General features: G+C 66.9%; 28 protein-coding genes, 6 tRNA genes, 2 pseudogenes and 1 riboswitch. Of the genes and pseudogenes, 12 read left to right on the top strand and 24 right to left on the bottom strand.

The genetic code is table 11. The features are described 5' to 3' along the window. The 7 genes from trpA to hisI all read right to left on the bottom strand — a co-directional run bounded on the left by trpA (nt 1) and on the right by hisI (nt 6185). Nucleotides 1-804 carry a tryptophan synthase subunit alpha gene (gene trpA, locus ACHMXB_RS04670; protein WP_395403165.1) on the bottom strand — a complete coding sequence of 268 codons (804 nt, stop codon included), beginning with the start codon at nt 802-804 and terminating at the stop codon, nt 1-3. Next, nucleotides 801-2126, bottom strand: coding sequence for a tryptophan synthase subunit beta (trpB, locus tag ACHMXB_RS04665; protein WP_395403163.1), 1326 nt, complete (start codon nt 2124-2126; stop codon nt 801-803). The genes trpA and trpB overlap by 4 nt, the downstream gene beginning before the upstream one ends. A gap of 94 nt (nt 2127-2220) precedes the next feature. Beyond that, entirely contained in the window at nt 2221-3039 is an 819-nt protein-coding gene (gene trpC / locus ACHMXB_RS04660; protein ID WP_395403161.1) for an indole-3-glycerol phosphate synthase TrpC, read from the bottom strand. A gap of 2 nt (nt 3040-3041) precedes the next feature. Then, on the bottom strand, nt 3042-3323 hold the full coding sequence (locus tag ACHMXB_RS04655; protein WP_395403159.1) for an HGxxPAAW family protein: 282 nt from the start codon (nt 3321-3323) through the stop codon (nt 3042-3044). Between the two features lie 97 nt (nt 3324-3420). Further along, nucleotides 3421-4056: a Trp biosynthesis-associated membrane protein gene (locus ACHMXB_RS04650; protein ID WP_395403157.1), complete on the bottom strand. Its 636-nt coding sequence runs from the start codon at nt 4054-4056 to the stop codon at nt 3421-3423. Beyond that, nucleotides 4056-5633, bottom strand: coding sequence for an anthranilate synthase component I (locus ACHMXB_RS04645; RefSeq protein WP_395403155.1), 1578 nt, complete (start codon nt 5631-5633; stop codon nt 4056-4058). The genes ACHMXB_RS04650 and ACHMXB_RS04645 overlap by 1 nt, the downstream gene beginning before the upstream one ends. Nucleotides 5634-5741: 108 nt before the next feature. After that, nucleotides 5742-6185: a phosphoribosyl-AMP cyclohydrolase gene (gene hisI, locus ACHMXB_RS04640; RefSeq protein ID WP_395403153.1), complete on the bottom strand. Its 444-nt coding sequence runs from the start codon at nt 6183-6185 to the stop codon at nt 5742-5744. Nucleotides 6186-6346: 161 nt separating this feature from the next. Here hisI and ACHMXB_RS04635 point away from each other — a divergent pair, with 161 nt between their 5' ends. Beyond that, nucleotides 6347-6991 (top strand): TIGR03085 family metal-binding protein, encoded by a 645-nt coding sequence (locus tag ACHMXB_RS04635; protein WP_395403151.1) that lies wholly within the window; start codon nt 6347-6349, stop codon nt 6989-6991. Nucleotides 6992-7057: 66 nt separating this feature from the next. On the opposite strand, the pseudogene hisF reads toward ACHMXB_RS04635, so the two are convergent. From hisF to ACHMXB_RS04560, 15 genes and pseudogenes are all read right to left on the bottom strand, one after another. Continuing rightward, nucleotides 7058-7835, bottom strand: a pseudogene (hisF, locus tag ACHMXB_RS04630) (imidazole glycerol phosphate synthase subunit HisF). A gap of 47 nt (nt 7836-7882) precedes the next feature. After that, on the bottom strand, nt 7883-8743 hold the full coding sequence (gene hisG, locus ACHMXB_RS04625) for an ATP phosphoribosyltransferase (protein ID WP_214846867.1): 861 nt from the start codon (nt 8741-8743) through the stop codon (nt 7883-7885). 58 nt (nt 8744-8801) lie between these two features. Beyond that, nucleotides 8802-9065, bottom strand: coding sequence for a phosphoribosyl-ATP diphosphatase (locus ACHMXB_RS04620; protein WP_003801526.1), 264 nt, complete (start codon nt 9063-9065; stop codon nt 8802-8804). Between the two features lie 133 nt (nt 9066-9198). Then, a complete protein-coding gene (gene ribH, locus ACHMXB_RS04615) occupies nt 9199-9681 on the bottom strand; it encodes a 6,7-dimethyl-8-ribityllumazine synthase (protein WP_102973087.1) in 483 nt (160 codons plus the stop codon). Between the two features lie 18 nt (nt 9682-9699). Then, entirely contained in the window at nt 9700-10401 is a 702-nt protein-coding gene (gene ribA / locus ACHMXB_RS04610; protein WP_395403148.1) for a GTP cyclohydrolase II, read from the bottom strand. Continuing rightward, nucleotides 10398-11032: pseudogene (ribB, locus tag ACHMXB_RS04605) on the bottom strand (3,4-dihydroxy-2-butanone-4-phosphate synthase). Before ribB ends, ribA begins: the two are co-directional and overlap by 4 nt. 89 nt (nt 11033-11121) lie before the next feature. Then, on the bottom strand, nt 11122-11817 hold the full coding sequence (locus ACHMXB_RS04600; protein WP_395403146.1) for a riboflavin synthase: 696 nt from the start codon (nt 11815-11817) through the stop codon (nt 11122-11124). After that, a complete protein-coding gene (gene ribD / locus ACHMXB_RS04595) occupies nt 11817-12980 on the bottom strand; it encodes a bifunctional diaminohydroxyphosphoribosylaminopyrimidine deaminase/5-amino-6-(5-phosphoribosylamino)uracil reductase RibD (protein ID WP_395403144.1) in 1164 nt (387 codons plus the stop codon). The genes ACHMXB_RS04600 and ribD overlap by 1 nt, the downstream gene beginning before the upstream one ends. Nucleotides 12981-13039: 59 nt before the next feature. Next, entirely contained in the window at nt 13040-13759 is a 720-nt protein-coding gene (gene pnuC, locus ACHMXB_RS04590; protein WP_395403142.1) for a nicotinamide riboside transporter PnuC, read from the bottom strand. Between the two features lie 95 nt (nt 13760-13854). Beyond that, a riboswitch (FMN riboswitch) is annotated at nt 13855-14003 on the bottom strand. Between the two features lie 87 nt (nt 14004-14090). Beyond that, nucleotides 14091-14747 (bottom strand): ribulose-phosphate 3-epimerase, encoded by a 657-nt coding sequence (gene rpe, locus ACHMXB_RS04585; protein ID WP_102973081.1) that lies wholly within the window; start codon nt 14745-14747, stop codon nt 14091-14093. Nucleotides 14748-14837: 90 nt separating this feature from the next. After that, the gene (locus ACHMXB_RS04580) at nt 14838-16460 is read right to left on the bottom strand and encodes an RsmB/NOP family class I SAM-dependent RNA methyltransferase (RefSeq protein WP_395403139.1); all 1623 of its coding nucleotides are present in this window, start codon (nt 16458-16460) and stop codon (nt 14838-14840) included. Beyond that, nucleotides 16457-17377: a methionyl-tRNA formyltransferase gene (gene fmt / locus ACHMXB_RS04575; protein WP_395403137.1), complete on the bottom strand. Its 921-nt coding sequence runs from the start codon at nt 17375-17377 to the stop codon at nt 16457-16459. The genes ACHMXB_RS04580 and fmt overlap by 4 nt, the downstream gene beginning before the upstream one ends. Beyond that, entirely contained in the window at nt 17374-17976 is a 603-nt protein-coding gene (gene def, locus ACHMXB_RS04570; RefSeq protein WP_395403135.1) for a peptide deformylase, read from the bottom strand. The genes fmt and def overlap by 4 nt, the downstream gene beginning before the upstream one ends. A 57-nt stretch (nt 17977-18033) precedes the next feature. Next, on the bottom strand, nt 18034-18879 hold the full coding sequence (locus ACHMXB_RS04565; protein WP_395403133.1) for a cytochrome: 846 nt from the start codon (nt 18877-18879) through the stop codon (nt 18034-18036). A gap of 127 nt (nt 18880-19006) precedes the next feature. Beyond that, a tRNA-Val gene (locus ACHMXB_RS04560) sits at nt 19007-19078 on the bottom strand. Between the two features lie 308 nt (nt 19079-19386). On the opposite strand from ACHMXB_RS04560, the gene ACHMXB_RS04555 reads away from it, so the two are divergent. The 6 genes from ACHMXB_RS04555 (at nt 19387) to ACHMXB_RS04530 (ending at nt 20327) form a co-directional block, all read left to right on the top strand. Next, nucleotides 19387-19459 (top strand) — tRNA-Gly (locus tag ACHMXB_RS04555). Nucleotides 19460-19504: 45 nt separating this feature from the next. Beyond that, nucleotides 19505-19575, top strand: a tRNA-Cys gene (locus ACHMXB_RS04550). A gap of 37 nt (nt 19576-19612) precedes the next feature. Continuing rightward, a tRNA-Val gene (locus ACHMXB_RS04545) sits at nt 19613-19687 on the top strand. 57 nt (nt 19688-19744) lie between these two features. Next, nucleotides 19745-19817: transfer RNA gene (locus ACHMXB_RS04540), tRNA-Gly, on the top strand. Between the two features lie 52 nt (nt 19818-19869). Beyond that, a tRNA-Val gene (locus ACHMXB_RS04535) sits at nt 19870-19941 on the top strand. Nucleotides 19942-20090: 149 nt separating this feature from the next. Beyond that, the gene (locus ACHMXB_RS04530) at nt 20091-20327 is read left to right on the top strand and encodes an antitoxin (protein ID WP_111903627.1); all 237 of its coding nucleotides are present in this window, start codon (nt 20091-20093) and stop codon (nt 20325-20327) included. A 149-nt stretch (nt 20328-20476) separates the two neighbouring features. Here the strand turns inward: ACHMXB_RS04530 and zapE are convergent, their stop codons facing one another. Beyond that, nucleotides 20477-21517: a cell division protein ZapE gene (gene zapE / locus ACHMXB_RS04525; RefSeq protein WP_395403131.1), complete on the bottom strand. Its 1041-nt coding sequence runs from the start codon at nt 21515-21517 to the stop codon at nt 20477-20479. A 220-nt stretch (nt 21518-21737) separates the two neighbouring features. On the opposite strand from zapE, the gene ACHMXB_RS04520 reads away from it, so the two are divergent. From ACHMXB_RS04520 to ybaK, 3 genes are read left to right on the top strand one after another with little or no spacing between them, the layout of a single operon-like run. After that, nucleotides 21738-22661 carry a sulfurtransferase gene (locus tag ACHMXB_RS04520; RefSeq protein ID WP_395403129.1) on the top strand — a complete coding sequence of 308 codons (924 nt, stop codon included), beginning with the start codon at nt 21738-21740 and terminating at the stop codon, nt 22659-22661. 51 nt (nt 22662-22712) lie between these two features. Further along, entirely contained in the window at nt 22713-23171 is a 459-nt protein-coding gene (locus tag ACHMXB_RS04515; RefSeq protein WP_395403127.1) for a SufE family protein, read from the top strand. Between the two features lie 14 nt (nt 23172-23185). Further along, a complete protein-coding gene (gene ybaK, locus ACHMXB_RS04510; protein WP_395403125.1) occupies nt 23186-23689 on the top strand; it encodes a Cys-tRNA(Pro) deacylase in 504 nt (167 codons plus the stop codon). On the opposite strand, the gene ACHMXB_RS04505 is transcribed toward ybaK, so the two are convergent. Further along, complete coding sequence (locus ACHMXB_RS04505; RefSeq protein WP_395403123.1) at nt 23686-24963, bottom strand: alpha/beta hydrolase family protein; 1278 nt, start codon at nt 24961-24963, stop codon at nt 23686-23688. The two genes, ybaK and ACHMXB_RS04505, sit on opposite strands and share 4 nt — an antisense overlap. Between ACHMXB_RS04505 and ACHMXB_RS04500 the strand changes: the two genes are divergently transcribed. Both ACHMXB_RS04500 and ACHMXB_RS04495 read left to right on the top strand, forming a co-directional pair. Next, on the top strand, nt 24962-25084 hold the full coding sequence (locus ACHMXB_RS04500) for a hypothetical protein (protein WP_395403121.1): 123 nt from the start codon (nt 24962-24964) through the stop codon (nt 25082-25084). The two genes, ACHMXB_RS04505 and ACHMXB_RS04500, sit on opposite strands and share 2 nt — an antisense overlap. Then, the gene (locus tag ACHMXB_RS04495) at nt 25081-25572 is read left to right on the top strand and encodes a hypothetical protein (RefSeq protein ID WP_102973073.1); all 492 of its coding nucleotides are present in this window, start codon (nt 25081-25083) and stop codon (nt 25570-25572) included. Before ACHMXB_RS04500 ends, ACHMXB_RS04495 begins: the two co-directional genes overlap by 4 nt. The last annotated feature ends 11 nt before the right edge of the window (nt 25573-25583 follow it).

The following is a 25583-nucleotide window of genomic DNA, read 5'->3' as shown; positions in this document are numbered from 1 at the left end:
TTACTTCCTGGTCAGTCCGGTACTGAGGTCTTTGGTGAGCTGCGCGACGGCGTCCACGCCGCCGTCGCGCACGGCCGCAACGAGCGCCGAGCCGACGATCACGCCGTCCGCGTAGGCCGCGATTTCCGCGACCTGCTCAGCGGTGGAAACGCCGAGACCCACGCACACGCGCTCAGCGCCGGCGGCCTTGGCTGCGGCCACAACGTCCTCGGCCGCCGAGCTCACCGACGAGCGGGCGCCGGTGACGCCCATGATGGAGACGGCGTAGACGAAGCCGCGGCTCGCGTCCACGGTCCGGCGCATGCGCTCGGGGGTGGAGGAGGGCGCCACCAGGAAGACACGGTCCAGGCCGTACTTCTCCGACGCGTCCATCCACTCGGCTGCCTCGTCCGGGATCAGGTCCGGGGTGATGAGCCCCGCTCCCCCGGCCTCGGCCAGGCGGCGCGAGAACTCATCCACGCCCATCCTGACCACGGGGTTCCAGTACGTCATGACCAGGACCGCGGCGTCCGTCTGGCTGGTGATGCCGGCGATAACGTCAAAGACCTGGCGGACGGAGAACCCCTTCGCAAGGGCCTCGGTGGTGGCCGCCTGGATGACCGGCCCGTCCATGACCGGGTCCGAGTAGGGGATGCCGATCTCGATCAGGTCGGCGCCGTTGCGCGCCAGGGCGATGCCGGCGGCGATGGTCTCCTCGACGCTGGGGTACCCGGCGGGCAGGTAGCCGATCAGGGCCGCGCGGCCCTCCGCGCGGGCCTTGTCGATGGCGATGGCCGACTTGCTGGTGATGTCCGCTGTAGTCACAGCTGCTCCCCTTCCTTGCCGATGACTGCCTCGGCCGAGTCCTTGTCCAGGAGGTCGAACCACTCCGCAGCGGTGGCCACGTCCTTGTCTCCCCTGCCGGACAGGTTCACCACCACGATCTTGTCCGACGCCCCGGCGGTGCCGGCCTCCGCTGCCAGCCGCTGGCCCACCTTGATGGCGCCGGCGAGGGCGTGGGAGGACTCGATCGCGGGGATGATGCCCTCGGTGCGGCACAGGAGCTTGAAGGCTTCCATGGCTTCACTGTCCGTGATGGGCTCGTAGCTGACGCGTCCGATGTCGGCGAGGTAGGAGTGCTCGGGTCCTACGCCGGGGTAGTCGAGCCCGGCGGAAATGGAGTGCGACTCGATGGTCTGGCCGTCGTCGTCCTGCATCAGGTAGGACCGGGCGCCGTGCAGCACGCCGGGCCGGCCGAGCGTGATGGTGGCCGCGTGCCGGCCGGTTTCGACGCCGTCGCCGCCGGCCTCGAAACCGTAGATCTTCACGGAGGGGTCATCGAGGAAGCCATGGAAGATGCCGATGGCGTTGGACCCGCCGCCAATGCAGGCGCAGACGGCGTCCGGCAGCCGGCCGGCCTGCTCCAGGATCTGGGCGCGGGCCTCTTCGCCGATGACTTCGTGGAAGTAGCGGACCAGGGCCGGGAACGGGTGGGCGCCCGCTGCCGTGCCCAGCAGGTAGTGGGTGTTGCCGACGTTGGCTACCCAGTCCCGGAGGGCTTCGTTGATGGCGTCCTTCAGGGTCTGCGAACCGTTGGTAACGGGAATGACCGTGGCGCCCAGGAGTTCCATCCGGGCCACGTTGAGCGCCTGCCGGCGGCAGTCTTCAGCGCCCATGTAGACGACGCATTCCAGACCCAGCAGGGCGGCGGCGGTGGCGCTGGCCACGCCGTGCTGGCCGGCACCGGTTTCGGCGATGACTCGGGTCTTGCCCATCCGCTTGGCAAGGAGCGCCTGCCCTAGCACGTTGTTGATCTTGTGCGAGCCGGTGTGGTTCAGGTCCTCGCGCTTGAGGAAGATCCGGACGCCGCCGGCGTGCTCGGCGAAGCGCTTGGCCTCGGTCAGCAGTGAGGGCCGGCCGGAGTAGTTCTTGTTCAGGTCCGCGATCTGCGCGATGAACTCGGGATCGGCCTTGGCCTTCTCGAACGTGTCCTCGAGTTCGTCCAGGGCGGCGATCAGTGACTCAGGCATCCAGCGGCCGCCGTAGGCGCCGAAGTAGGGTCCCGGGGCGTGGCGCAGCGAGGTGCCTCCCTGCAGGAATGCATCCACCGTGCCCTCGTCAGAGCCGGCTGTTGGCGCGTCGGCCATCAGTCTCACCATCCTGTTCACTTTTTCTTATTGATGTCAGGCGCCATCTGCCCGCCTGTCGTGCGGACGAATGGCGCCACGGTTGGGTGGGAGCTCAGGCCCGGGCGGCGATGGCCGCGGCCCCGGCCGCCGTGAACTCCGCAATTCGTTCACGCGGGGTGGCATCGCTGACGAGCGCCTCCCCCACGAGGATGGCGTTGGCCCCGTGCGCCGCGTAGTGCGCGACGTCGTCGGCGTTCCGAACGCCCGACTCCGCCACCACCACGGCGCCGGCCGGAATGCTGCCGGCGAGTGAGGCGAAAACGGAACGGTCGACGTCGAGCGTCTTGAGGTTGCGCACGTTGACGCCGATGATCCGGGCGTCGGCGGCCACGGCGCGCTCGACTTCCTCCGGCGTGTGCGTTTCCACCAGCACGTTCATGCCGAGCTCACGGCTTAAGCTGCTGAATTCACGCAGCTGCTGGTCGGACAGGGCTGCCACGATCAGCAGGATGAGGTCCGCGCCGTGGGCGCGGGCTTCCCAGATCTGGTACTCGTCCAGGGTGAAGTCCTTGCGCAGCAGCGGGACGTCCACCCGGGCACGCACGGCGTCGAGGTCAGCCAGCGAACCGTTGAATCGGCGCTGCTCGGTGAGCACGCTGATCACCGCGGCTCCGCCGTCGGCATACTGCACAGCCAGCGACGCGGGATCCGCAATGCTGGCGAGGTCGCCCTTGGACGGGCTGCGGCGCTTGATCTCGGCGATAACCCTGAGCTCGCCGCGGTCCGCGGACGCGCCGCCGAGAGCGGCCCAGGCGTCACGGGCAGGAGCCGCCGCCAGGGCGCGGTCCTTAAGCTCCGCGAGGGACACGAGGCGCTTCCGGTCCTCCATGTCCTCCCTGACACCGGCGTTGATGTCGTCGAGAACTGTCACAGTTAGTGGCTGTTCTTGATCTTGCTGCCGCCCACGCCGTAGCCGGCCTTGCGCATGATGAAGCCGGCCAGCAGGCCCAGGACCATGACGGCGATGCCGGCCCAGAAGATCGGAGTGTTGGCGATGACGAACGCGATGGAGCTGATGAGGGCGCCGATGAGCATAACGATCACGCAGGTCCAGGCGGCCGGGCTGTTGCCGTGGCCCAGGTCGATGCTGTGGTCGATGCCGTGGTGCTCCTTGGGGGCGGCGGGCTTCGTACCGGAAACAGTGGCTTTGCTCATGTGAATCTCCTCAGGATCAATACTGCTTACATTCTGCCATTTTTTGCCGCGGCCTTCGGCATCGCGGCCGCGGCGCGTGGCTGCGTGACCCGCCGGCTCAGGTGGGGTCGTCGCCCCGGGAGAGCCTGTCCCAGCTGTCGATCTCGTCCACCGGGCCGCTCTGGCTGCCCGCGGGACCGGCCGCGGCGGCGTCGTACTTGGTGCGGGACTTCCAGTACCGCCCGGCCGGAACCACCAGCAGGCCGCCGGCGGCCAGCAGGGAACCTGCGACGACGGCCAGCACCGGGAAGGCACTGACGCTCACGTCCGCTGTCCCTCCTGAGACGCCGGTGGCGGCGGCGATGGATCCCTGGGCCGCGGCCAGCGGATCAGCGAGGACAGTGGCGGCTGCGGCAATAATGCCAACCGCCGCGAGCACGATGATGGCCGTAATGACCCAGCGGGCGATCCTTCCGGCGATGGAGGCCGCGAGCCCGCCCGCCAGTGCGACGAGGGCCAGGGCCGTGACCGTGGTGGCGGCTTTGCTGCCCTGGACCTGGAGGCCGCCTTCGCTTCCGCCGGCCTGGCCCAGCTGCTGGGGGTCGAGATGGACGGTCAGCCAGGTCTGCGTTGTGGTGCCGAAGACCGCCAGCGCCAGGGCTGCGATCAGCAGCACCACCGTGGACTTGCGGGCCCAGCCCGGAACCGTGCTGCGCGCTTTGGCGGGGGTGGCGGATCCTGCGGGTACCGCCATCAGGAGTTTGCCTCGGTTACGGAATCGGGGGCGCCGACGGAATCCGAAGTGATGTTGTGCAGCGAGCCGGCCGTGTGCACAGCCCGCAGCGGGGCCGCCGCCTTGTTGACGGTTTCCTGCGCCTCGGCCGGGTTGCTGGAATCCGCCACGATGCCGCCGCCGGCCTGGACGTAGGCGCGTCCCTCGCGCAGCAGCGCGGAGCGGATGGCGATGGCCATGTCCATGTCGCCCGCGAAGTCCAGATAGCCCACGACTCCCCCATAGATGCCGCGCCGGTGGGGCTCCAGTTCATCAAGGAGGCGCAGGGCGCGGGGCTTCGGGGCGCCGGAGAGGGTGCCGGCCGGGAAGGTAGCCTTCAGGACGTCATAGGCCTTGGCCGTGGGGGCCAGGCGTCCGACGACGGTGGATACCAGGTGCATGATGTGGCTGAACCGCTCCACCTCCATGAACTGGGTGACGTCCACGGAACCGGCCACGCAGACCTTCGACAGGTCGTTCCGGGACAGGTCCACCAGCATGAGGTGCTCCGCCCGTTCCTTCTGGTCCGCGAGGAGTTCCTCGGCCATCGCCTTGTCCGCGTCCACGGTCTTGCCGCGCGGCCGGGACCCGGCAATCGGGTGGGTGATGACGTCCTCGCCGGTGACGGTCACGAGAGCCTCCGGCGACGAGCCGACGATCGAATACTGGCGGCCGGCGGCGTCCTCGAGGCTGAAGATGTACATGTACGGGCTCGGGTTGGTGTTGCGCAGCACCCGGTAGACGTCCAGCGGAGACGCTCCGCATTCCATCTCGAAGCGGCGGGAGATGACCACCTGGAAGACTTCGCCGTCTACGATCGCCTCCTTGCCTCGGTCGAGGGCGGCGAGGTAGTCGGGCTCGTGCCAGCGCTCCTGGACGCTGGCGGCAAAATCGAGGGCCGCCGGCTCCAGCACGGATACCGGCTGGAGCACCGGGGTGCTGATGCGTGCCAGCAGTTCCTTCACCCGGGCCACGGCGTCATGCCAGGCCTCGTCCACGCGCTCGGAGCTGTTGTCGAAGTTGATGGCGTTGGCGATCAGCAGCACGGTGCCGTCCATATTGTCGTGGACGGCCATGTCGGTTACGAGGTTCAGCGCAAGCTCCGGAAGCTGCAGGTCGTCCTCGGGCGGGCTGGTCAGCTTTTCCCAGTGGCGGACGGTCTCCCAGCCCAGGAAGCCCACCAGCCCCGAGGTGAACGGCGGAAGCCCGTCGAACCGGTCGGTGCGCAGCGCCTCGATGGTGTCGCGGATGGCGTCAACAGGGTTTCCGTCCACGGGCACACCGGCCGGCGGCTCGCCCAGCCAGTGCGCCTGCCCGTCCTTGGTGGTCAGCGTGGCCCGGGACTTGGAGCCAATAAAGGAGTAGCGGGACCAGGCGCCGCCGACGGCCGCCGACTCCATGAGGAACGTGCCCGGCTGGCCCTGCGCCAGTTTCCGGTACAGCCCGATCGGCGTTTCGGCATCCGCCAGCACCTTCAGCCGGACAGGGATGACGCGGCTGTGGGCGGCGAGTTCCCGGAATTCTTCGAGGCCAGGGCTGATGATTCCGAGGTCCTGCATCGCTATTGGTTCTCCGTCTGTTCTTGGTAGTGCCTGTTGGGTGGAGGTGCCACTTGGTGGAAGAGGCCCGCTAGTGTGGAGGCCTGTTGGGTGGAAGGGCTTCGGCCGCTAGCTGGCCGAACCTGCCACCACGTCGAAGGCCCGGCCGTCGAAGCAGGTCCGTGTACCGGTGTGGCATGCCGCGCCCACCTGGTCCACCCGCACGAGGAGGGCATCGCCGTCGCAGTCCAGGGCCACCGACTTGACCCACTGCACGTGGCCGGACGTGTCACCCTTGCGCCAATACTCCTGGCGGGAGCGCGAGTAGAACGTCACGCGGCCCGTGGTCATGGTCCGGTTCAGGGCTTCGTCGTCCATCCAGCCCAGCATGAGGACCTCATTGGTGTCGAACTGCTGCACGATGGCAGCCACAAGTCCGGCACCGTCGCGCTTGAGCGCCGAGGCGATCCCGGCGGGAAGGGGGCTTCCTGGCAGGACGCTTTCGCCGGCGTCGGACGAAGGGGCACCGGCCGTGGCGGCGGGGGCAGGGCTGGGGGTGGGCTGCTCAGACATCACGTCAAGTCTAGTGCCCCCGCCGGGACGCTGGCACGAAGGCCGCCTGTCAGCCGGCCGCCCCGGTGAACTCAGCCGGCCGTCCCGGTGAACAGGGGCACAAATTCACCTGGATCAACAGACTGCGCAACTCTCCCGGGGACGTGCTAGTTTTCCAAGTGATGCATTTCGTCGATCCGTCCCGAGAAGTCCTGGCCGAGACCCTGCTTGCGGCCGGTCCTGACTCCCCCACGCTCTGCAAGGGCTGGCAGACCAGGGATCTCGCAGCCCACCTTTACCTGCGGGAGCGGAAAGCTGCCGTCGGGCTGGGCCTGATCATCAAGAGCCTGTCCAAGGCCTCGGACAAGGCAACCGCCCGCCTAGCCGGAAAGCTCCGGACCCCCGACGAGTATGCCAAGCTCGTGAACTCCTTCCGCGCAGGCCCGCCCGCGCTTTCGCCCATGAAGATCAAGGCGCTGGATGAGAGTTCCAACCTGATCGAATACTTCGTCCACACGGAGGACATCCGGCGCGCCGTTGACCGCTGGGCCCCCCGTGCCCTCGACGCGGAATACTCGGACGCCCTGTGGGATGAGCTCGTCAAGCGGGCAGCCATCCTCTACCGCGGCGTGGACCTCGGCATCGTCCTGGTCAGCCCCTCGGGCCCCAGGCACGTGGCCAAGCGCGCACCTGTGTCCGTGGCTATCGTGGGGGAACCCGGTGAGCTGCTGATGCACGCCCACGGCCGCACCCGCCATGCGCTGGTGACCTTCGAAGGCCAGCCGGACGCCGTCGCGCTCCTCCAGTCTGCCGAAGTAGGGCTGTAACCAAACTGGCTCGCAGTTGTTGTCGTTTTGAGCGCTCAAAACGACAACAACTGCGAGTGGGTTGGGTCAGCGGACCTCGAAGCCGGCGTCGCGGATTGCGGCCTTGACCTGGGACATCATGTCGTCCGGGCCCCAGTGGAAGATCGAGGCGGCCAGCACGGCGTCCGCTCCGGCCTGGACGGCGGGCGCGAAGTGGGCCGGTTCCCCGGCACCGCCGGAGGCGATGATCGGAACCTTGACTGCGGCCCGGACCAGCCGGATGAGCTCGAGGTCGAAGCCGTCCTTGGTGCCGTCGGCGTCGATCGAGTTCAGCAGGATCTCACCGACCCCGCGGTCCGCCGCTTCCTTGGCCCAGGCAACGGCGTCAATTCCGGTGCCCTGGCGGCCACCGTGCGTGGTCACTTCAAAGCCCGACGGCGTGGGCTGGGATCCGGGGCGCACGCGCCGGGCGTCCACGGACAGCACCAGCACCTGGGACCCGAAGTGCCGGGTGATTTCGTCGATGACGTCGGGGCGCGCCACGGCGGCGGTGTTGATGGAGGCCTTGTCGGCGCCGAAGCGCAGCAGCTTGTCCACCTCGGCAACGCCGCGGACGCCGCCGCCGACGGTGAGTGGGATGAACACTTCCTCGGCGGTGCGGCGGACGACGTCGAACGTGGTCTCCCGATTGCCGGAGGACGCGGTCACGTCCAGGAAGGTGAGTTCGTCGGCGCCGGCGTTGTCGTAACGGTGCGCCAGTTCCACTGGGTCCCCGGCGTCGCGAAGGCCTTCGAAAATTAATGCCCTTGACCACTCGGCCGGCATCAACGTCCAGGCAGGGGATAACGCGGACGGCTACAGCCATGACTTCTCCTGTTGTACTGCTGGGTGTGCTGTCTGAGGGAAACCGGGTCAGATCCGGCAGGCGTGGATGCTGCTGACCAGGATGGCGCGGGCGCCGAGGTCGTACAGCTCGTCCATGATCCGGTTGGTTTCCTTCTTGGGCACCATGGAGCGGACGGCCACCCATTCGGAATCGCGCAGCGGCGAGACGGTGGGTGATTCCAGTCCGGGCGTGAGGCCGGCGGCCTGCTCCACGAGCTCCTTGCGGATGTCGTAGTCCATGAGCACGTACTGCCGCGCCACCAGCACACCCTGCAGGCGGCGGATCAGGACCTCGATCTCCTTGGCCGTGCCATTGGCAGCCCCGCCGTCGCCGGTGCGGCGGATGAGGACGGCCTCGGACTTCAGGATCGGATCCCCGAAAATTTCCATGCCGGCGGCCTTGAGGGTGTTGCCCGTTTCCACGACGTCGGCGATGGCATCCGCGACGCCGAGACGCACGGAGGATTCCACGGCGCCGTCCAGCCGGACCACCTTCGCCTTGATGCCGCGCTCCGCCAGGTAATCGCGCAGGAGACCGTCGTAGCTGGTGGCAAGCCGCTTGCCTTCGAGTTCATCTACCGTGCGGAAGTCGCCGATCGGCCCGGCGAAGCGGAACGTCGAGGCGGCGAAGCCGAGCGGAAGCAGTTCCTCAGCCTCCACCTGCGCGTCCAGCAGGAGGTCGCGGCCGGTGATTCCGACGTCGAGCGTTCCCTGCCCGACGTAAACGGCGATGTCGCGGGGGCGGAGGAAGAAGAACTCGATGTCGTTGTCGGGGTCCACCATGACCAGCTCGCGGGTGTCGCGGCGCTGGCGGTAGCCGGCCTCGGACAGCATGGCGGAGGCGGCTTCGGACAGGGATCCCTTGTTGGGTACGGCTACACGCAGCATTAGGAGGTCTTTCTGGTTTGGAAGGTTGTGTCAGGCAAGCGGGGCCACGCAGAGGCGGCTAGAGATGCTTGTAGACGTCTTCCAGGCTGAGTCCCTTGGCGAGCATCAGGACCTGCAGGTGGTACAGGAGCTGCGAGATCTCCTCGGCGGCGGCTTCGTCGGATTCGTACTCGGCCGCCATCCAGACTTCGGCCGCTTCCTCCACGACTTTCTTGCCGATGCCGTGGATTCCCGACTCCAGTTCAGCGACCGTGCGGGAGCCCTCGGGGCGGGTCGCTGCCTTCTCGCTCAGTTCTGCGAACAGCGTCTCGAAATTCTTCACGCCCTCCAGCCTACTTGCTCGGGGCGGGGGCCCGCCTGTCGGGCAGTTCCATGACGGCGGGGATGTGAGCGAATACACACGCCGTGTGCTTGCGCCCGCATCCCCGCAGCTGCCCCGGAACTGGGGAATACTTCTAGTAGTTCTTGAGCAAAAGTGCCGTGGACAGCGCTGCCGTGACGGCCTCATGCCCCTTGTCCTCGGAGGATCCGGGCAGTCCTGCCCGGTCCAGCCCCTGCTCTTCGGTGTCGCAGGTGAGCACCCCGAACCCCACCGGCACGCCGGTGTTGACGCTCACGTCGGTGAGTCCCGACGTCGCGGCCTGGCAGACGTAGTCAAAGTGCGGCGTACCGCCGCGGATGACGACGCCGAGGGCGACGACGGCGTCAAAGTGCGGTGCCAGCCTCGCGGCAGCGACCGGAAGCTCAAAGCTGCCCGGTACGCGCAGCACCGTCGGCTCGTTGATGCCGGCGTCCTTGGCAGCCCGCAGGGCGCCGTCCAGGAGGCCGTCCATGATCTGCGTGTGCCAGCTTGCCGCCACGATCGCCAGCTTCAACTGCGAGGTTTCAGCGGGGTCGAGGGTGGTCAGGTCAATCTGGGGTGCGCCGTGTCCGCTCATAAGGTCTTCGTAGTCCGTTCAGTCTTGTTCGATGTCGAAAGTGTCAGTGCCGGTGCGGGGCAGGCCCGCGGTCTCGGTGTCGAGGGTCAGCAGGTGGTCCATGCGGTCCTTTTTGGTCTGCAGGTACCGGAGGTTCTGTTCGCGGGACGGCACCTCGGTGGGCACCATCTCGACGACCTTGACGCCGGCCGTGGCCAGGCGGTTCTGCTTGTCCGGGTTGTTGCTCAGCAGCCGGATCTCGCGCAGGCCCATCTCGGCCAGGATCTGCGCCGCAGCCTTGTAGCAGCGGGCATCCACGGGCAGTCCCAGCTGCTCGTTGGCCTCGACGGTGTCGAACCCGGCCTCCTGCAGGGCGTAGGCCTTGATCTTGTTGGCCAGCCCGATGCCGCGGCCTTCCTGGCCGCGCAGGTACAGCAGCGTGCCGCCGTTCTCGGCGATCAGCTCCAGGGCGTACGCGAGCTGCTCGCCGCAGTCGCAGCGGTAGGAGCCAAATACATCGCCGGTGAGGCATTCCGAATGCAGGCGCACGAGGGGCGCCTTCCCGTCTTTGGGCGGATTCGGGGAACTGACGGCAAGGTGTTCGGCGCCGGTCACAAGATCGGTCCAGGCCTGCGACACGAAACTACCGAACGCCGTAGGCAGCTGCACCACGGGCCCTTTGCTCACCGGATGCGGCGACCGGCCGTTGCTGCTCGGTTCCACTGCTTGAGGTGCCGTCATCGTGTTTCCCCTTCTCCGGCCGGACTGACTTCCAAACTGCTCTCCTGTGAAGATACACGGTGGTCAGCTCCCAGATAGGCAACCAGGTCCTCAATCGAGATCAAGGGGCAGCCATGCTCGGCAGCGAAAACCCGGAGTCCGTCCAGCCGCATCATCTCACCATCGTCGTACACCACTTCGGCGATCACGCCCACCGGCTCCAGTCCGGCAAGCCGGCAGAGGTCGACGGCCGCTTCGGTGTGGCCGGGGCGTTCACGCACTCCCCATTAACGGCCCGCAGCGGGAAAATATGCCCGGGACGGGTCAGCGTGTCCGGGCCGCTCTGCGGGTCCGCTATGACGCGGGCGGTGAGCGCCCGGTCGGTGGCGGAGATGCCGGTGCTCACGCCGGTGGCGGCGTCGCAGGACACGGTGTAGGCCGTACCCTTCGAGTCCTGGTTGACCTTCACCATGGGCGGAAGTTCCAGCGCGTCGGCCCGGGCACCGTCCAGCGGCACGCAGATGACGCCAGAGCTGTACCGGATGGTCCAGCCCATGAGCGCCGGGGTGGCGTGCTGGGCGGCGAAGATGATGTCGCCTTCGTTTTCCCGGTCCTCGTTGTCCACCACCAGGACCGGCTTGCCGGCCGCCATCGCGCGGACGGCGTCCTCGATCGGGTCGAGCTTCAGGGGAACCGAGGTCAGTGCGTCGGATACCGCCGCGTCGAGCTTTGCCGTGCCGTTCACCGCTGAACCTCGTTTTCCGTAGCTGCTGTGCCTTCAGTAACTGCTGTGCCTGCTGCGGCGAACTCCGTGCCTGCTGTGCCTTCCGTGCGGAAAGCAAGGAGCCGCTCGGTGTACTTGGCCAGTACATCGACCTCAAGGTTCACCCTGCTGCCGGCAGGCTTGGCTCCGAGGCCGGTGTCGGCCAGGGTGGTGGGGATGAGCCCCACTTCGAACCACGGCGCCGTCTCTGCTGCCGGGCTGACCTCGGTGACGGTGAGGGAGACGCCGTCGATGGCGATGGACCCTTTTTCCGCGATGTAGCGGGCAAGCCGCTGGGGTACGCCGAACCTGAGCCGTTCCCAGTTTCCCTGCGGCTCGCGTTCGAGCAGTTCGCCGACACCGTCCACATGGCCCTGGACCACGTGACCGTCGAGGCGCCCGCCGGCGGGGACGCAGCGTTCCAGGTTGACGGGGTCGCCCGCCGCAAGCTCGCCGATGGTGCTGCGGATGAGGGTCTCGCCCATGACGTCGACGCTGAAGTCCTTGCCGTCGATCGCCGTGGCGGTGAGGCAAACGCCGTTGACGGCGATCGAGCCGCCCAGCGGCAGGCCGTCAGCGGTTCCGGGGGCGTGCAGGCGCAGCGTTGCGCTTGAGTCCCCGTTCCGGTCCACGGACAGGACCTTTCCCTGTTCGGCGATAATTCCGGTGAACATCAGTAGCCTCCCATGGCTGTGCCCGCTGCTGTGCGGGCAGGTAGTGAATCGGTTGACGTTGATTGCGTTGATGCTGGTTGCGTTGATGCTGATTGTGTTGATGCCGATTGTGTTGATGCTGGCAGTGCCGCTGCGGGCGGGTCCTGGGGTACTGCCGCTGCCTCCGGGATCAGGTGCAGGCGAAGGTCCCTGCCGAGGAACTGGACCGCGCCGCCGGACGCGGCATCCCATTCCCAGCGCTGCGCCTCCGCCAGCGTTCCGATGCCGAGGCCGTTGAGTGCCGGCGTTCCGGAGCCCAGCAGCGTGGGGGCCAGGTAAACGATGAGTTCATCCACAAGTCCATCGCCCAGGAAGGCGCTGAGGATCTTCGATCCGCCCTCCACCATGACGTGCCGGGTGCCCGCGGCGAACAGCATGGCCAGGGCCTCTTGCGGGTCCCTTGTGGGCAGGTGCAGGACCTTGCCATCGTCGCCGCGCACGGCGGCGTCTTCAGGCACGTCCCGAAGTCCCATGACGGCGCGCAGCGGCTGCTTTCCGGTGGTATCGCCGTTGGCGTCGCGGGCTGTGAGGCGGGGGTTGTCCACCAGCACGGTCTGTGTTCCCACCAGGATGGCGTCGATGCGGCTCCGGATGCCGTGGTTGTCCGCCAGCGACTCCGGGCTGGAAATCCACTGGCTGGTGCCGTCCTCGGCCGCGATCCGGCTGTCCAGGGTCTGGGCGATGTGCAGGGTGACGAACGGGCGCTTGGCGTCGACGGCCTGGAACCAGCGCCGGTTCAGCTCCAGCGCACGCTCGGCGGCCAGTCCGCTGCGCACGCTGACCCCCGCTGCCCGCAGGGTGGCGGCCCCGCCGGCGGCGGGGTCATGGGGGTCATCGACCGCGTACACGACGTTCGCTATCCCGGCGTCGACGATGGCCTGCGCGCACGGCCCCGTCCGGCCCACATGATTGCACGGCTCGAGAGTGACCACCATGGTGGATCCGTGAAGGTCGACGCCGGCGCTGATCGCCACCGCTATCGCGTCGGCTTCGGCGTGCGCGGTGCCGGCACCGCGGTGGTAACCCGTGGCCAGCTGGCTACCGTCAGGTCCGACGACGACGGCGCCCACCAGCGGATTGGCACCCCGGGGGCCCTGCAGGGCGGCTTCCAGGGCTGTGTCCATGGCGGCTGTTTCAGCGGGGGTGAAGGCCGGTGCCGGCTGGCCGTTTGTTTGAAGGCCGGTCACTTGGACACCGCCGGATCCGGGAAGGCGGTCTCAACCTTGACGGCGGCGTCACCGACTGCAGTCGGGCCAGCCTGGACCCGGGACGCCCGCCACCAGACGATGAAGCCGGCAAGGGTGAAGAAGCCGTAGAAAAGGTACATGAAGGCGCTGGCGAAGTATCCGGCGCTGAAGAGCAGCGGAACGCCTACCACGTCCACGGCAACCCAGATCAGCCAGAACTCGGTCCAGCCTCGGGCCATGCCGTACGTGGCAAGGAGCGAGCCCATAAACGTCCAGGCGTCAGCCCACACCGGCGGGTAGGAGCCCAGGGAGTCGAAGAGCGGGGTGAGGGCAGCGGTGCCGGCCACCAGCGCGAGTACCAGCGCCACCCGGGTCCTGGCACTGGCCCACGTGGGTGCGATCGCCGTCGAGGAGCCTGACGCCCGGCGGCTCTGCTGCCAGCGCTGCCAGCCGTAGACGGCCACGATGATGAACATGACCTGCCGCCCGGCCTGGCCCCAGAGGGTGGCCGGCGTGGCGGAGCCGAAGACGTTGCCCAGGAAGACCGTCAGCAGAAGGAGGTTGCCGGCGATGCCCACCGGCCAGGCCCAGACCTTGCGCCGCATGCCGCCGAGGGCACTGGCCAGGCCGAAGATGTTTCCCAGCACTTCGCGGAGAATAAGGACTGATCCGCCCACGGGGATCTGTGCCTCGAAGAGCCAGCGCAGGATGTCCATGCGAGTGTGTCGTTCCTTCCCTCAAGAGCCGAGACTGCTCCGGGGGTATACGACAGCGAAACGCAGCGGCGTCCTGGAACGCCACAAGTACAGCTGTACGTGCTTCTCTCATCCAGACTTTAACTGTCGGTACCGGAATTTCACCAGTTCAACCGTCCGCCGGGCTTCCGTGAAGGAAACACCGGCTCGCGGGTCGCGGACTATCACCGCCGGTTCGGACTTACACCGACCCCGGAGCACGTATTGTGTGTTGCTATTCTGACACAACTCGGCGGGTGCCCAGGCTATTCCCGCTACAAACCGTCATGCGGCCGTCATGGAGGAGTCAGGGCTAAAGGCTGCCGGCCTTGCGCAGCCGGTCGATGGCGCCGGACGGATCCGCGGCGCCGTACACGGCGGATCCGGCGACGAAGACGTTGGCCCCGGCCTCCGCGGCACGGACGATGGTTTCCTCGGTAATTCCGCCATCAACCTGGATGGCGACGTTCACGCCGGATCCCTCGATCGCGGCGCGGGCACGGCGGATCTTGGGCAGCGTGAGGTCCAAGAACGCCTGGCCGCCAAAACCGGGCTCCACTGTCATGATCAGCAGCATGTCCAGCTCCGAAAGCATGTCCAGGTAGGGCTCCAGCGCGGTGGCCGGCCGCAGCGCCATCCCGGCCTTCGAACCCCGGGCCCGCAGCTCCCGGGCCAGCTTCACCGGCGCGATGGACGCCTCGGCGTGGAACGTCACGGAGGCAAGGCCGGCGTCCGCATAACCGGGCGCCCAGCGGTCGGCGTCGGAAATCATGAGGTGGGCGTCCAGCGGAACCGGGCTGACCGCCTGGATCCGCTGGACCACGGGAAGTCCCAGGGTGAGGTTGGGGACAAAATGGTTGTCCATCACATCCACATGGACGGAATCAGCGTTGCTGATTTTCTGCAGCTCGGCTTCGAGGTTCACGAAGTCGGCGGAGAGGATGCTGGGGTTGATGCAGCACTGCGTCATGCGGGGTCCTTTCGCGGGACGGAAGTCCGGGGTGTGGAAACGGTCATTGGGAAACTCAACGCTTACGGGGAACTCAGCGTTTGCAGGAACTCAGCGCTTGCGGCGGATGAGGGCGAGGAACATGGCGTCCGTGCTGTGGACGTGCGGCCACAGCTGGGCTGCCTTCTCATGCCCCGCCCCAAGGTTGCCGCCCAGGCTGACAGCGTCCAGAACGCTGCCGGCATCCAGAAGTTCCAGGTCATCGCGTTTCCGGAGGGCGTCGCTGACCACAGCGGTGGTTTCGGCCGGGTGCGGTGAGCAGGTCACATAGGCCACCACGCCGCCGGGCCGCACAGCCGCCAAGGCAGAGTTCAGCAGTTCGCGCTGCAGCGGACCCAGATCGGCAAGGTCCTTCGGTGTGCGGCGCCAGCGGGATTCGGGCCGGCGGCGCAGGGCTCCGAGTCCGCTGCACGGCACGTCCACCAGCACACGGTCAAAGGCGGCGGGCTGTTCCGAGCCAACCTCCCGGCCGTCACCGGTCCTGACGGCCCAGACCTCCGATGGAACAGCGGACAGTGCCTGGCTGACCAGTTTGGCCCGGTGCGGTGCGGGTTCGTTGGCCAGGAGCGTGGCTCCGCGTTCCTTCGCCAGCGCGGCCAGCAGGGCTGCCTTGCCGCCGGGGCCGGCGCAGAGGTCGAGCCAGGCCTCCCCAGCGTTTTCTGTGGACTGGCCGCCAACTCCTGCCTCAAGACTGGCCGCCGCCAGCGCCCGGGCCACCAGCTGGGAACCGACGTCCTGCACGCGTGTGGTGCCGGACCTGACGGACTCCAGCCGGCCGAGGTCACCACCGCTCGAAAGGGCGGATCCCTCCACGAGTTCGCCGGGGACGGCTCCGTTCTCCAGGGCCTCGTCCAGGCTTCCCAGCCCGGGAAGCGCCACCAGGTTGACCACGGGGGCGGCGTTGTCGGCTTCCAGGAGGTCATTGATCTCGCCGACCGGGCGGCCGTGGGCCACCAGCGACTGCCGCAGTGCACGGACAATCCACTCGGGATGGGCGTACCGGACGGAGGCAACCTTGGTCTCGTCCTGCTCGCCGGCAACAAGTTCGTCCAGCCACTCGTCCAGGCTGCGGGCCGCCACCTTCCGGAGGACGGCATTAATCAGAGCGGACGGACCCGCACCGATGACGGCCCGCGCCAGGCCGACCGTCTGGTCCAGGGCCGCGTGGGCGGGTACGCGCATGGCCACCAGCTGGTGGACCCCGATGCGCAGGGCATCCAGGACAGCCGGATCCAGCTTGTCCAGGGCCCTGTCCACGCAGCGGGCGAGGATGGCGTCGTACGTGCCCTGGTTCCGCAGGGCACCGTAGCTCAGTTCCGTGGCGAATCCGGCGTCGCGCCGGTCGAGGCCGTGCTGACGGATGCGCGCCGGCAGCACGAGGTTGGCATAGGCGTCCTCGGCCGCAACCGCACGCAGCACTTCAAAGGCCACCAGCCTGGCGGGGTCCGCCCTGCGGGTGCGCTGTGACGGGGCGCTCTCGGTGAAGCTGCGCTGCGGGCCGCGGTTCCGCTCCCTGCCCTGCGCATTGCGCCGGCTGGCTCCTCCGCCGCCCCGGCGCTGGTCAGAACCGCCGGCCCCTGGACCGCCAGCCCCTGAACCGCCGGTGCCTGAACCTCGCTGGCCACCGCGGCTGGAACGTCCCTGCCCGGATCCGCTTCTGCCGGAGTCACTCATTGAAATACCACGCTTTCGAGGGAAGACTGGCCGCGGGCCCAGTCGGCTGCGGTCATCATTTTCTTGCCGGCAGGCTGCACCTTGGTGAGTTCGACGGCGTGCGAACCCGTGCCCACCAACACGCTCTTGCCGGCCAAAGCCAGTTGTCCCGGCCGAACATCTGTAACGTCGGGCCGGAGCCGCACTGGCTCAAGCTTCAGCCGCTGGCCGTCAAGGGTGGTCCAGGCTCCGGGTTCGGGCGTCACGCCGCGGGCGCGGCGGCCCACGGACAGGGCCGGTTCCGACCATTCGATGCGGCCGTCGTCGAGGCCAAGCTTGGGCGCGTGGGTCACTTCGCCCTGCTGGGGACGGGCCGACGCCGCACCGGACGCGACGGCGGACAGCGTCTGGGCGAGCAGGACGGCGCCACTGTGGGACAGCCGCTCAAGCAACGCCCCAGAGGTGTCCTCCGGGCCGACCGCCTCGGTCAGCGTGCCGATGACAGGACCCGTGTCGAGCCCCTCCTCGAGCTGGAAAGTCACGGCACCGGTGATGTCGTCACCTGCGATGACGGCCCGCTGCACGGGAGCCGCACCGCGCCAGGCCGGCAGCAGTGAGAAGTGCAGGTTAATCCAGCCGTGCTGCGGAACGTCCAGGGCCGCCCGGGGCACAAGCCCGCCGTAGGCGACGATCGCCGCGACGTCGGGACGGGCTTCAGCGATCCGTTCCGTGACGGCAGCGTCCACCCGGGACGCGTGGATGACGTCGATGCCGAGCTCGGCCGCACGGGCAGCAACGGGCGACGGCGTGAGCACACGCTTGCGTCCCACCGGCGCGTCCGGCCGGGTCAGCACCGCGACGATTTCGAAGCCGGCGGCCACCAGCGCATCCAGCGAGGGGACAGCTACGGAAGGTGTTCCGGCAAAGAGGACCCTCATCCGGCAGCGCCGAAGCTGCCGGTTCCGGACGCTGCCGCCCTGAAGCTGCCGCCGCCGAAACTGGAGCCGACGGTCTTGGCGCGCTTGGCGGTGGTCTTTTCGGTGATGGAGTCGTAGTTGGCGTTGCGGATGGACCGCAGGGCAGCCTTGCGGTCCTCACCTTCGAGCCGGTCAGTGAAGAGGATGCCGTCCAGGTGGTCGGTTTCGTGCTGGAAGCAGCGGGCAAGCATGCCCTCGGCCTCCACCGAGACGGGGTTGCCGTTTACGTCGACGCCGGTCACGCGGGTACTGCGGTAGCGGCGGACCGGGAAGCCCAGACCGGGAATGGAAAGGCACCCCTCCACCTCGTCCGGCTGGAAATCCTCACTGTTTTCCAGCACCGGGTTGATGACGTGACCCTCAACGCCGCCGATCCGGTAGGTGAAGACCCGGAGGCTGACTCCGATCTGTGGCGCGGCAAGGCCTGCGCCCTCCACGTCCTCCATCGTTTCGGTCATGTCGGCAACGAGCCTGGCCAGCTCCGGCCCGAAATCCGTGACAGGGTCGGCAACCGTGCGAAGCACGGGATCGCCGATGATACGGATATTCAGAATTGCCATGTGCAGTCGTTTCCTCACGGTGAACGGGTATACGGATCCAGTCCAGTTTAGTGGCTGTCAGGAAAACACCGGCGGTGCCAGCGGCAGCAGCGCGGGCCCGGCGCTGACGGTGTCCGCGGACATTTCCCACACCCGCCGCAGGGCACAGAACTTCCACCAGTGGTGCTTGAGGACTTCCGGATTTGCGCGGACGGGCCGGACCTCGGTTTCACCGATGGCCACGGCGAGCAGGACGGGGGTATCGCCGTGTTGCCACGGTTCCCACTCCCCTGCCACGGGATCCACCAGGCTTTCCTCTGCCTTCATTCCGGCAACAAGCTGCATGACCACCTTGTCATCCAAGGGCTTGACCAGCCCGTCACGCGTTGTGCCTTTGGTCTTGTAGTCGATGAGGCAGGTCCGTCCGTTGATCCTGGCGACGAGGTCAAGTGTTCCCGCATATCCCACGGTCTTGTTCCACACGGTGATCTCCGGGGCGATCGGCTCCACCCGGAACAACTCCCACCACTCATCAAAGCGAACGGCAAAGGCTTCCTCGCCGTTGGAGGCCAGCGCGTCACGGGCTTCCTTCATCTGGTGCGGCCGGCCGAGAGCGCGCAGCGCCACCTGCTCGCAGTAGTTGTGCACCCGGTCCCCGCGCTGTGCGGCCTCGTCCCGGTAGGTTTCGGCCGCCTTCGCCGCACGGTTCACCGCCTGCCGTACCCTTGCGGGGCTACCAAGAATCTCCGGCAGCGAGGGATCCTTTGCCAGGCTGCTGGCACCCATGTAACCAAACCAGCCGTCCAGTCCGTGGGGCTGCTGCCCAATGACGGTGGTTATGGAGGGAACCGTGAACTGCTCCGTGGTGGAGCGGGCGTACATGCGGCCATATTCCGTGGCGTGGGCGAGGAGCGGAGCGGTCATGGTGAGACTCTTTCACGGGGGTCAGACAGTAATGCGAATACCGAAACTTCGGTGTGGAAACAGAGCGGAAACAGAAAAGCCCGCCCCTCCCAGTTCTATCTCCTGGGCTGAACGGACTTTCCATCGGTGGGCGATACTGGGTTCGAACCAGTGACCTCTTCGGTGTGAACGAAGCGCGCTACCACTGCGCCAATCGCCCCGATGCATTTGAATGCTAGCGGACGATCGCCGGTTAACGGAAATCGGCGTACTGACCCGCGGAAAGGGTCAGTGGAGCAAGGTGTCCAAAGAGCGCCCGGGACCAGCACCCGCGGCGGCGCCGGCCTGCCCAGGCTCAAGGAACTACACCTCTGTAATTCAAGAATTTCCCTAGAATTCAAGGAAGTACGGCTCCCCTCGCCACCACGCCAGCCCTCGATTTGGAGTTTCCCGGAACCTCCTATAGAGTTCTTACTCGTTGGAACGCGACGAACTGCCAAATACGGCAGGGAATCACGGCTCCGAAATGCGGACGTAGCTCAGCTGGTAGAGCACCACCTTGCCAAGGTGGATGTCGCGAGTTCGAATCTCGTCGTCCGCTCGCAGGACACTGTCATGGCACTGATTCCCCGGAATCGGCCTACACGGTGGGTTGGCCGAGAGGCGAGGCAGCGGCCTGCAAAGCCGTATACACGGGTTCGAATCCCGTACCCACCTCGGTGAAAACCATGGTTTCCGGTATACCGGATGCAATGGGCGATTGGCGCAGCGGTAGCGCGCTTCCCTGACACGGAAGAGGTCACTGGTTCGATCCCAGTATCGCCCACCAGAGCAAGGACACTTGCTTGTAGTTGAACGCTCGGCCACTCGGCTGAACTTCAAAAATGCGGACGTAGCTCAGCTGGTAGAGCACCACCTTGCCAAGGTGGATGTCGCGAGTTCGAATCTCGTCGTCCGCTCTCTTGATCCCTAGGATCCGAACCCAGGAATACCGCCGGTTCCACCGGCTCCGGGCGATTGGCGCAGCGGTAGCGCGCTTCCCTGACACGGAAGAGGTCACTGGTTCGATCCCAGTATCGCCCACGAAAACAAAGCAGCTCCCCGGAGCTGCTTTTTTCTTGTCCTCATACTTCTTGACAACTTTTGTCAATAACTCCTTGGCAGGCACGGCCTTCGACGCTAGGATCGAATGCGGAGGAGCGAACTGGCTCCGCGATTGAAGGGAGGTGCTCGTGGGTTTACTTGACGATCTAAAGGGCAAAGCTCAGGGTCTGATCCGCGGCAACGAGCAGTCCATCAAGGACGGCATCACCAAAGCAGGTGATTTTGTCGACTCCAAGACGGGCGGCAAATACACCAGCCAGGTAGATAAGGTCCAGACTGGCGCTTCCACTCTCGTTGACAAAGCCAATGAGAGGCCTACCCAGGGACCGGCGGACAACGTGCCGCCGGCTGAGAAGGCTCCGTAGCCAGGACTCACCGGGCTTCGCCCCTAAACGTCAAAAAGGTGCCGGTCCCGCCGAGAGGCGGTGCCGGCACCTTTCGCGTTCCCGAAAGAAGACGTTCCCGAAAGAAGACGTTCCCAAAAGAAGACTTGCCCGTCTAAAGGAGCCCGCGTCTACGAGGGCTCGTGGTTCTGGCCCTCCCGGGCCAGCGCTGTGAGCCGCGAGACCGCCCGGAAGTACTTCTTCATATAGCCACCGTTCATCATTTCCTCGGTGAACAGCTTGTCGAAAGGCACGCCGCTGGCCAGGATCGGAACGTCCTTGTCGTAAAGGCGGTCGGCGAGCACCACAAACCTCAGGGCCACCGCCTGTTCGGTGATGGTTTCCACGTCCCGCCAGACCACGCCGTCCACACCGTCAAGCAGCTTGCGGTAGCGGCTCGGATGAACACCCGCGAGGTGGGAGATGAGGGTGCCGAAGTCATCCTCCGCGACGGTCTTGCCGTCAAACTCCGCCTTCATGTGGGCGTGGAGTTCGCTGTTCCGCAGCGGTGCAGGCGCCGCCGGCAGGCCACGGTGGCGGAAGTCCTCGCCGTCGACCCGGATGACATCGAACTGGTCCGCCAGGACCTGGATCTCACGCTGGAAATCCACGGCGGCAAAGCGGCCGTCGCCCAGCGAGCCGGGCAGGGTGTTGGAGGTGGCCGCGAGCTTCACGCCGGCGTCGGCCAGTTCCCGCATGAGGCGGGACATCAGGACCGTGTCGCCCGGATCGTCCAGTTCAAACTCGTCAATGCACACAAGCTTGTAGGAGCTCAGCGCGTCGACGGTCTTCCGGAAGGACAGGGCACCCACCAGGTTGGTGTATTCCACGAAGGTACCGAAGGCCTTGGGCCCGGGGGCAGCGTGCCAGAGCGAGGCCAGCAGGTGGGTTTTCCCGACGCCGAATCCGCCGTCGAGGTAAATGCCGGCGCGGGTGGTGGCGTCCTTCTTGCCAAAAAGCCTTTTGAACAACCCCCCGCCGTCCCCGGTGCCGACGCCTCCGGCAAATGCCTGCAGCGCGTTCACTGCTGCCGCCTGGCTCGGCTGCTTCGGATCGGGCCGGTAACTCGCAAAGGACACCTGCCCAAACCTGGGCGATGGGTAGAAACCTTTGAGGAGCTCATCCACCGACACCGCCGGCGTCCGGGTGGCGAGCTTTTCGATCTGTACCAAGGTGGTCCATTCTGCTGGTGATTTGTCCCCAGCAAGAATACCGGCATTGGCAGTCCGCCCTGCGGGCAACGCGTTGCTGCCGGCGATGCCGTGAGCAAGCACACACATTTCGTCCTGTTAACACACAGGAGCATTCGTACCGGCCCGTGGCTAGTGTGGGAGCAGTGACCCGCCGTCCCCCGGCGGTCTGACCTGACCGTTTCAGTGAAAGGCCATACGCATGTCCTACCCCGTTGAACAGAACGAGAAGTTCGCCGCCTACGCGCACCCGGAGCGGCTTGTTTCCACCGAGTGGCTGGCTGCGGCCATCGACGCCGGCGCCCTTAACGACGGCAAGCTCGTCGTGGTGGAGTCCGATGAAGACGTCCTGCTCTACGAAACCGGCCACATCCCCGGCGCGGTCAAGATCGACTGGCACACGGACCTGAACGACGAAGTGACCCGCGACTACGTGGAGGGCAAGGCGTTTGCCGCCCTGGCCGCCGCGAAGGGCATTTCCCGCGACGCCACCGTTGTCATCTACGGCGACAAGTCCAACTGGTGGGCCGCCTACGCCCTCTGGGTCTTCAGCCTGTTCGGCCACGAGGACGTCCGGCTGCTCGACGGCGGACGTGACAAGTGGATCGCAGAAGGCCGCGCGCTCACCACCGACATTCCCTCGCCGGCCGTGGCGGACTACCCCGTGGTGGAGCGCAACGATGCCCCCATCCGCGCCTTCAAGGACGACGTCCTGGCCCACCTGGGCAAGCCGCTGATCGACGTCCGCTCCCCCGAGGAATACACGGGCCAGCGCACCCACATGCCTGCTTACCCCGAAGAAGGCGCGCTGCGCGGCGGCCACATCCCCACCGCGGCGTCGATTCCGTGGGCACGGGCAGCAGCAGAGGACGGCACCTACCGCAGCCGCGCCGAGCTTGAGGCGCTGTACCTTGGCGAGGCCGGACTCAGCGAGGGCGACGACGTCGTGGCCTACTGCCGCATCGGCGAACGCTCCAGCCACACCTGGTTTGCCCTGAAGTTCCTCCTCGGCTTCGAAACCGTCCGCAACTACGACGGCTCCTGGACGGAATGGGGCAACGCCGTGCGTGTGCCGATTGCCAAGGGCGCCGAACGCGGCTCAGTGCCGGCAGTTGCTGCGCGCTAAATCGTCCGTAAAAATGCGGCGGACTGGGACAACCTGCGTAAGCTGGAAGTGATGAGCACTCAAGCACTTCCCACCGCCCTGGCGGAGATTGTCGACGACTTCCAGGCACTGAGCGAGCCCGAGCGGCTGCAGCTACTGCTGGAGTTTTCCCGCGGCCTGCCGGAGCTTCCAGAGCGTCTGAACGACCACCCCGAGCTCCTGGAGCAGGTGGTGGAATGCCAGTCACCGCTTTTCCTCACCATCGAGACGGAAAAGAACGACGGCGGGTCCCCCGCCTTCCGCCTCTTCTTCAAGGCACCGCCGGAAGCCCCCACCACCCGTGGTTTCGCCGGTGTGCTGCATGAAGGACTCGACGGCCTGACCGCCGAGGAGATCCTGGCTGTTCCGGACGACATGCCGGAACTGCTCGGCCTGACCCGCGCCATCACGCCGCTGCGCATGCGCGGCATGACCGCGATGCTCGGGCGCATTAAGCGCAAGGTGGCCGCCGCGGCCCGGCTCCACGCCTAGGAGCCGGACCCCCGATGGCGCGCAAGAACACGTCGCAGGGAACGCCTGCCACAGCCGTACTGGCTGCGGCAGGCGTTTCCTTTAACCTGCACCCGTACAGCCATGATCCGGCCGCGGCCAGCTACGGCATGGAGGCAGCCGAGGTTTTGGGGATCGATCCGGCACGGGTCTTCAAGACGCTCATGGTGGAGGTGGACGGCAAACTGGCGGTCGGCGTCGTGCCTGTCAGCGGAAGCCTGGACCTCAAAGCGATAGCTGCCGCGCTGGGCAGCAAGAAGGCCGCCATGGCGGACCCAGCCACGGCTGAACGGCGCACCGGCTACGTCCTGGGCGGAATTTCGCCCCTCGGACAGCGGCAGCCCTCCCCCACGGTCATCGACCTCACCGCCCTCACCCTGGACACCATCCTGGTGTCCGGTGGCCGTCGCGGCCTGGACATCGAACTGGATCCCCGCGAGCTTGTGCGCCTCACCAAAGCCGTCACTGCCGCGATCGGAACAGGCTCCCAGGCAAGCTAAACCGGGTCAGGCTGAACCGGTTCCGGCTGGCCGGGATTACGGCGCGGCGCCAGCTGCTGCTGCAGCCAAGCCCGGACCAGCGCTTCCCAGCGGACCGGATCAGCGTTCCATTCCTTGGCATGCCGCGAGCCCTCGAACGGCTCGAACGTGACCATCTCCGGGTTCTTTTCGGCGAGCAGGGCCGAGGGCTGGTAGGGAACGTATTCGTCGTCCACACTGTGGATGACGAGCGTCGGCGTCCTGAGCTCAACGGCACGCGACACCCAGTCCATTGATTTCAGGTCCACGGGCGCAGCGAGCCCGGTGAGCCTGCGGCCCACCTTGTGCCCCATCATCAGCTGGCCGTACCGGCCAACGGCCGACGGGATCCGGTTCAGCTCCGCGTGGTGGGCCAGCACATTGACCCAGTCGATGACCGGCGCGTCGAGGACCATGGCCCGGATGACATGCCGGTGCTCCGAGAGGTCCGCGGTCTGCAGGCAGATGGCTCCGCCCATGGACCAGCCGAACAGCACGACCTCGCGGGCGCCGCGCTCCAGGGCAAAGGCGATGGCGGCGTCGATGTCCTGCCACTCCGTGGAACCCAGCCCGTACCGGCCGTCGAATGCTGCCGGCGCCAGGCCGTCGTTACGGTAAGAAACCAGTAGATTGGGCAGTCCGAGTTCGTGGACCACCCGCGCTCCACGGAGGCACTCCTGCCGGGTTGCCCCGCGCCCGTGGACCATGATGGCCCAGGTCTCGGCGCCGGCAACACCCGGGATGAGCCAGCCGGGGGCAGTTCCGCCCTCAACCTCAATGTCGACGTCTTCGGACGCCAGGCCTACGTCGGAGGGATGCTGGTACGCGGCACCTCCCCACCAGGCGCGCCCTGCGGTTTCCAGGCTGCCGCTGTAGACCGCCTCCACCTCACGCAGCACGGTGCGCTCGGCCGGGGAATAGGAAAGGATCCTGCCGATGCGGGCATGCCCGGCACCGGCGTCGAAGAAGAGGCTGTACGTTCCGTCGTGCGTTGTCTCCGGCGTGGCCGCGAGGATGACCTGCAGGTCCCTGCCCTCCCGGATGACCGCCAGGACTTCCTGGTCCGCCGCCCGCACGCGGGTGGGGGTCAGGACGCGGCGGGCGAAGTAGAGCGCCAGGGCAGAGGATCCGGCACCAAGCAGGGCAGCGGCGGCGCCGCCGGCAATGACTCCCCCGAGGGTCCACTTCGCCCTCAGGGTCATCGCGTTGCCCTGGGTAGTAGCTGGGACAGTCATAGCAGCCTGCACGGAATTCATGCCTCCCATCTTGACCGATCCGGCCCCGTCCGGCATATTCGCGGCCAAGTGGACGCTGACCAAATGGATGCTCGCCAAATACATGCAGGCGCTGGCGGGCGGGACTAGGCTGATGCCATGAGCGATCCAATCGTCATTCTGACTGAAGAGCCGCTGGGTGCGGACGACCGCGTGAACATCGAACGCCTGGTGGACGGAGGTGACGCGCCCTTGGTTGTGCTGGTCCCGGCCAATACCGAACGGCATCTCCTGGTGGACTTCCTCGAGAACCTTTCGATGCTGGACATTGCCAAGGCTTTCCGCGAGCTGACTGCCCACGCCCCGGACCCAACGGAGGAACGGGCAGCGGCAGACGCCACCCTGGCCACCTCGGTCAGCGCCCTGGAAGGCATCGGCGGCGGCGTTGCAGGCGAGGTGGTGGACGGCGGCGCCGTCAACGGCCTCGTGGCCAAGGTCAAGGAGCTTGGCGCCGCCCAGGCCGTGGTCATCACCAGGCCGCATGCCGTCTCGGACACCTTCCATACCGACTGGGCCAACCGGGCGCAGGACAAGCTGGGCCTCCCGGTGCTGCATCTGTATGCGGGCTCGGGATTTATCGGGGACTCCTGAGCGTTGGTCCG

The organism is Arthrobacter sp. UC242_113, assembly GCF_044054585.1.
Taxonomy (GTDB): domain Bacteria; phylum Actinomycetota; class Actinomycetes; order Actinomycetales; family Micrococcaceae; genus Arthrobacter.
Note: the sequence above shows the minus strand (reverse complement) of the source record. Positions and strands in the feature narration are given on the sequence as shown.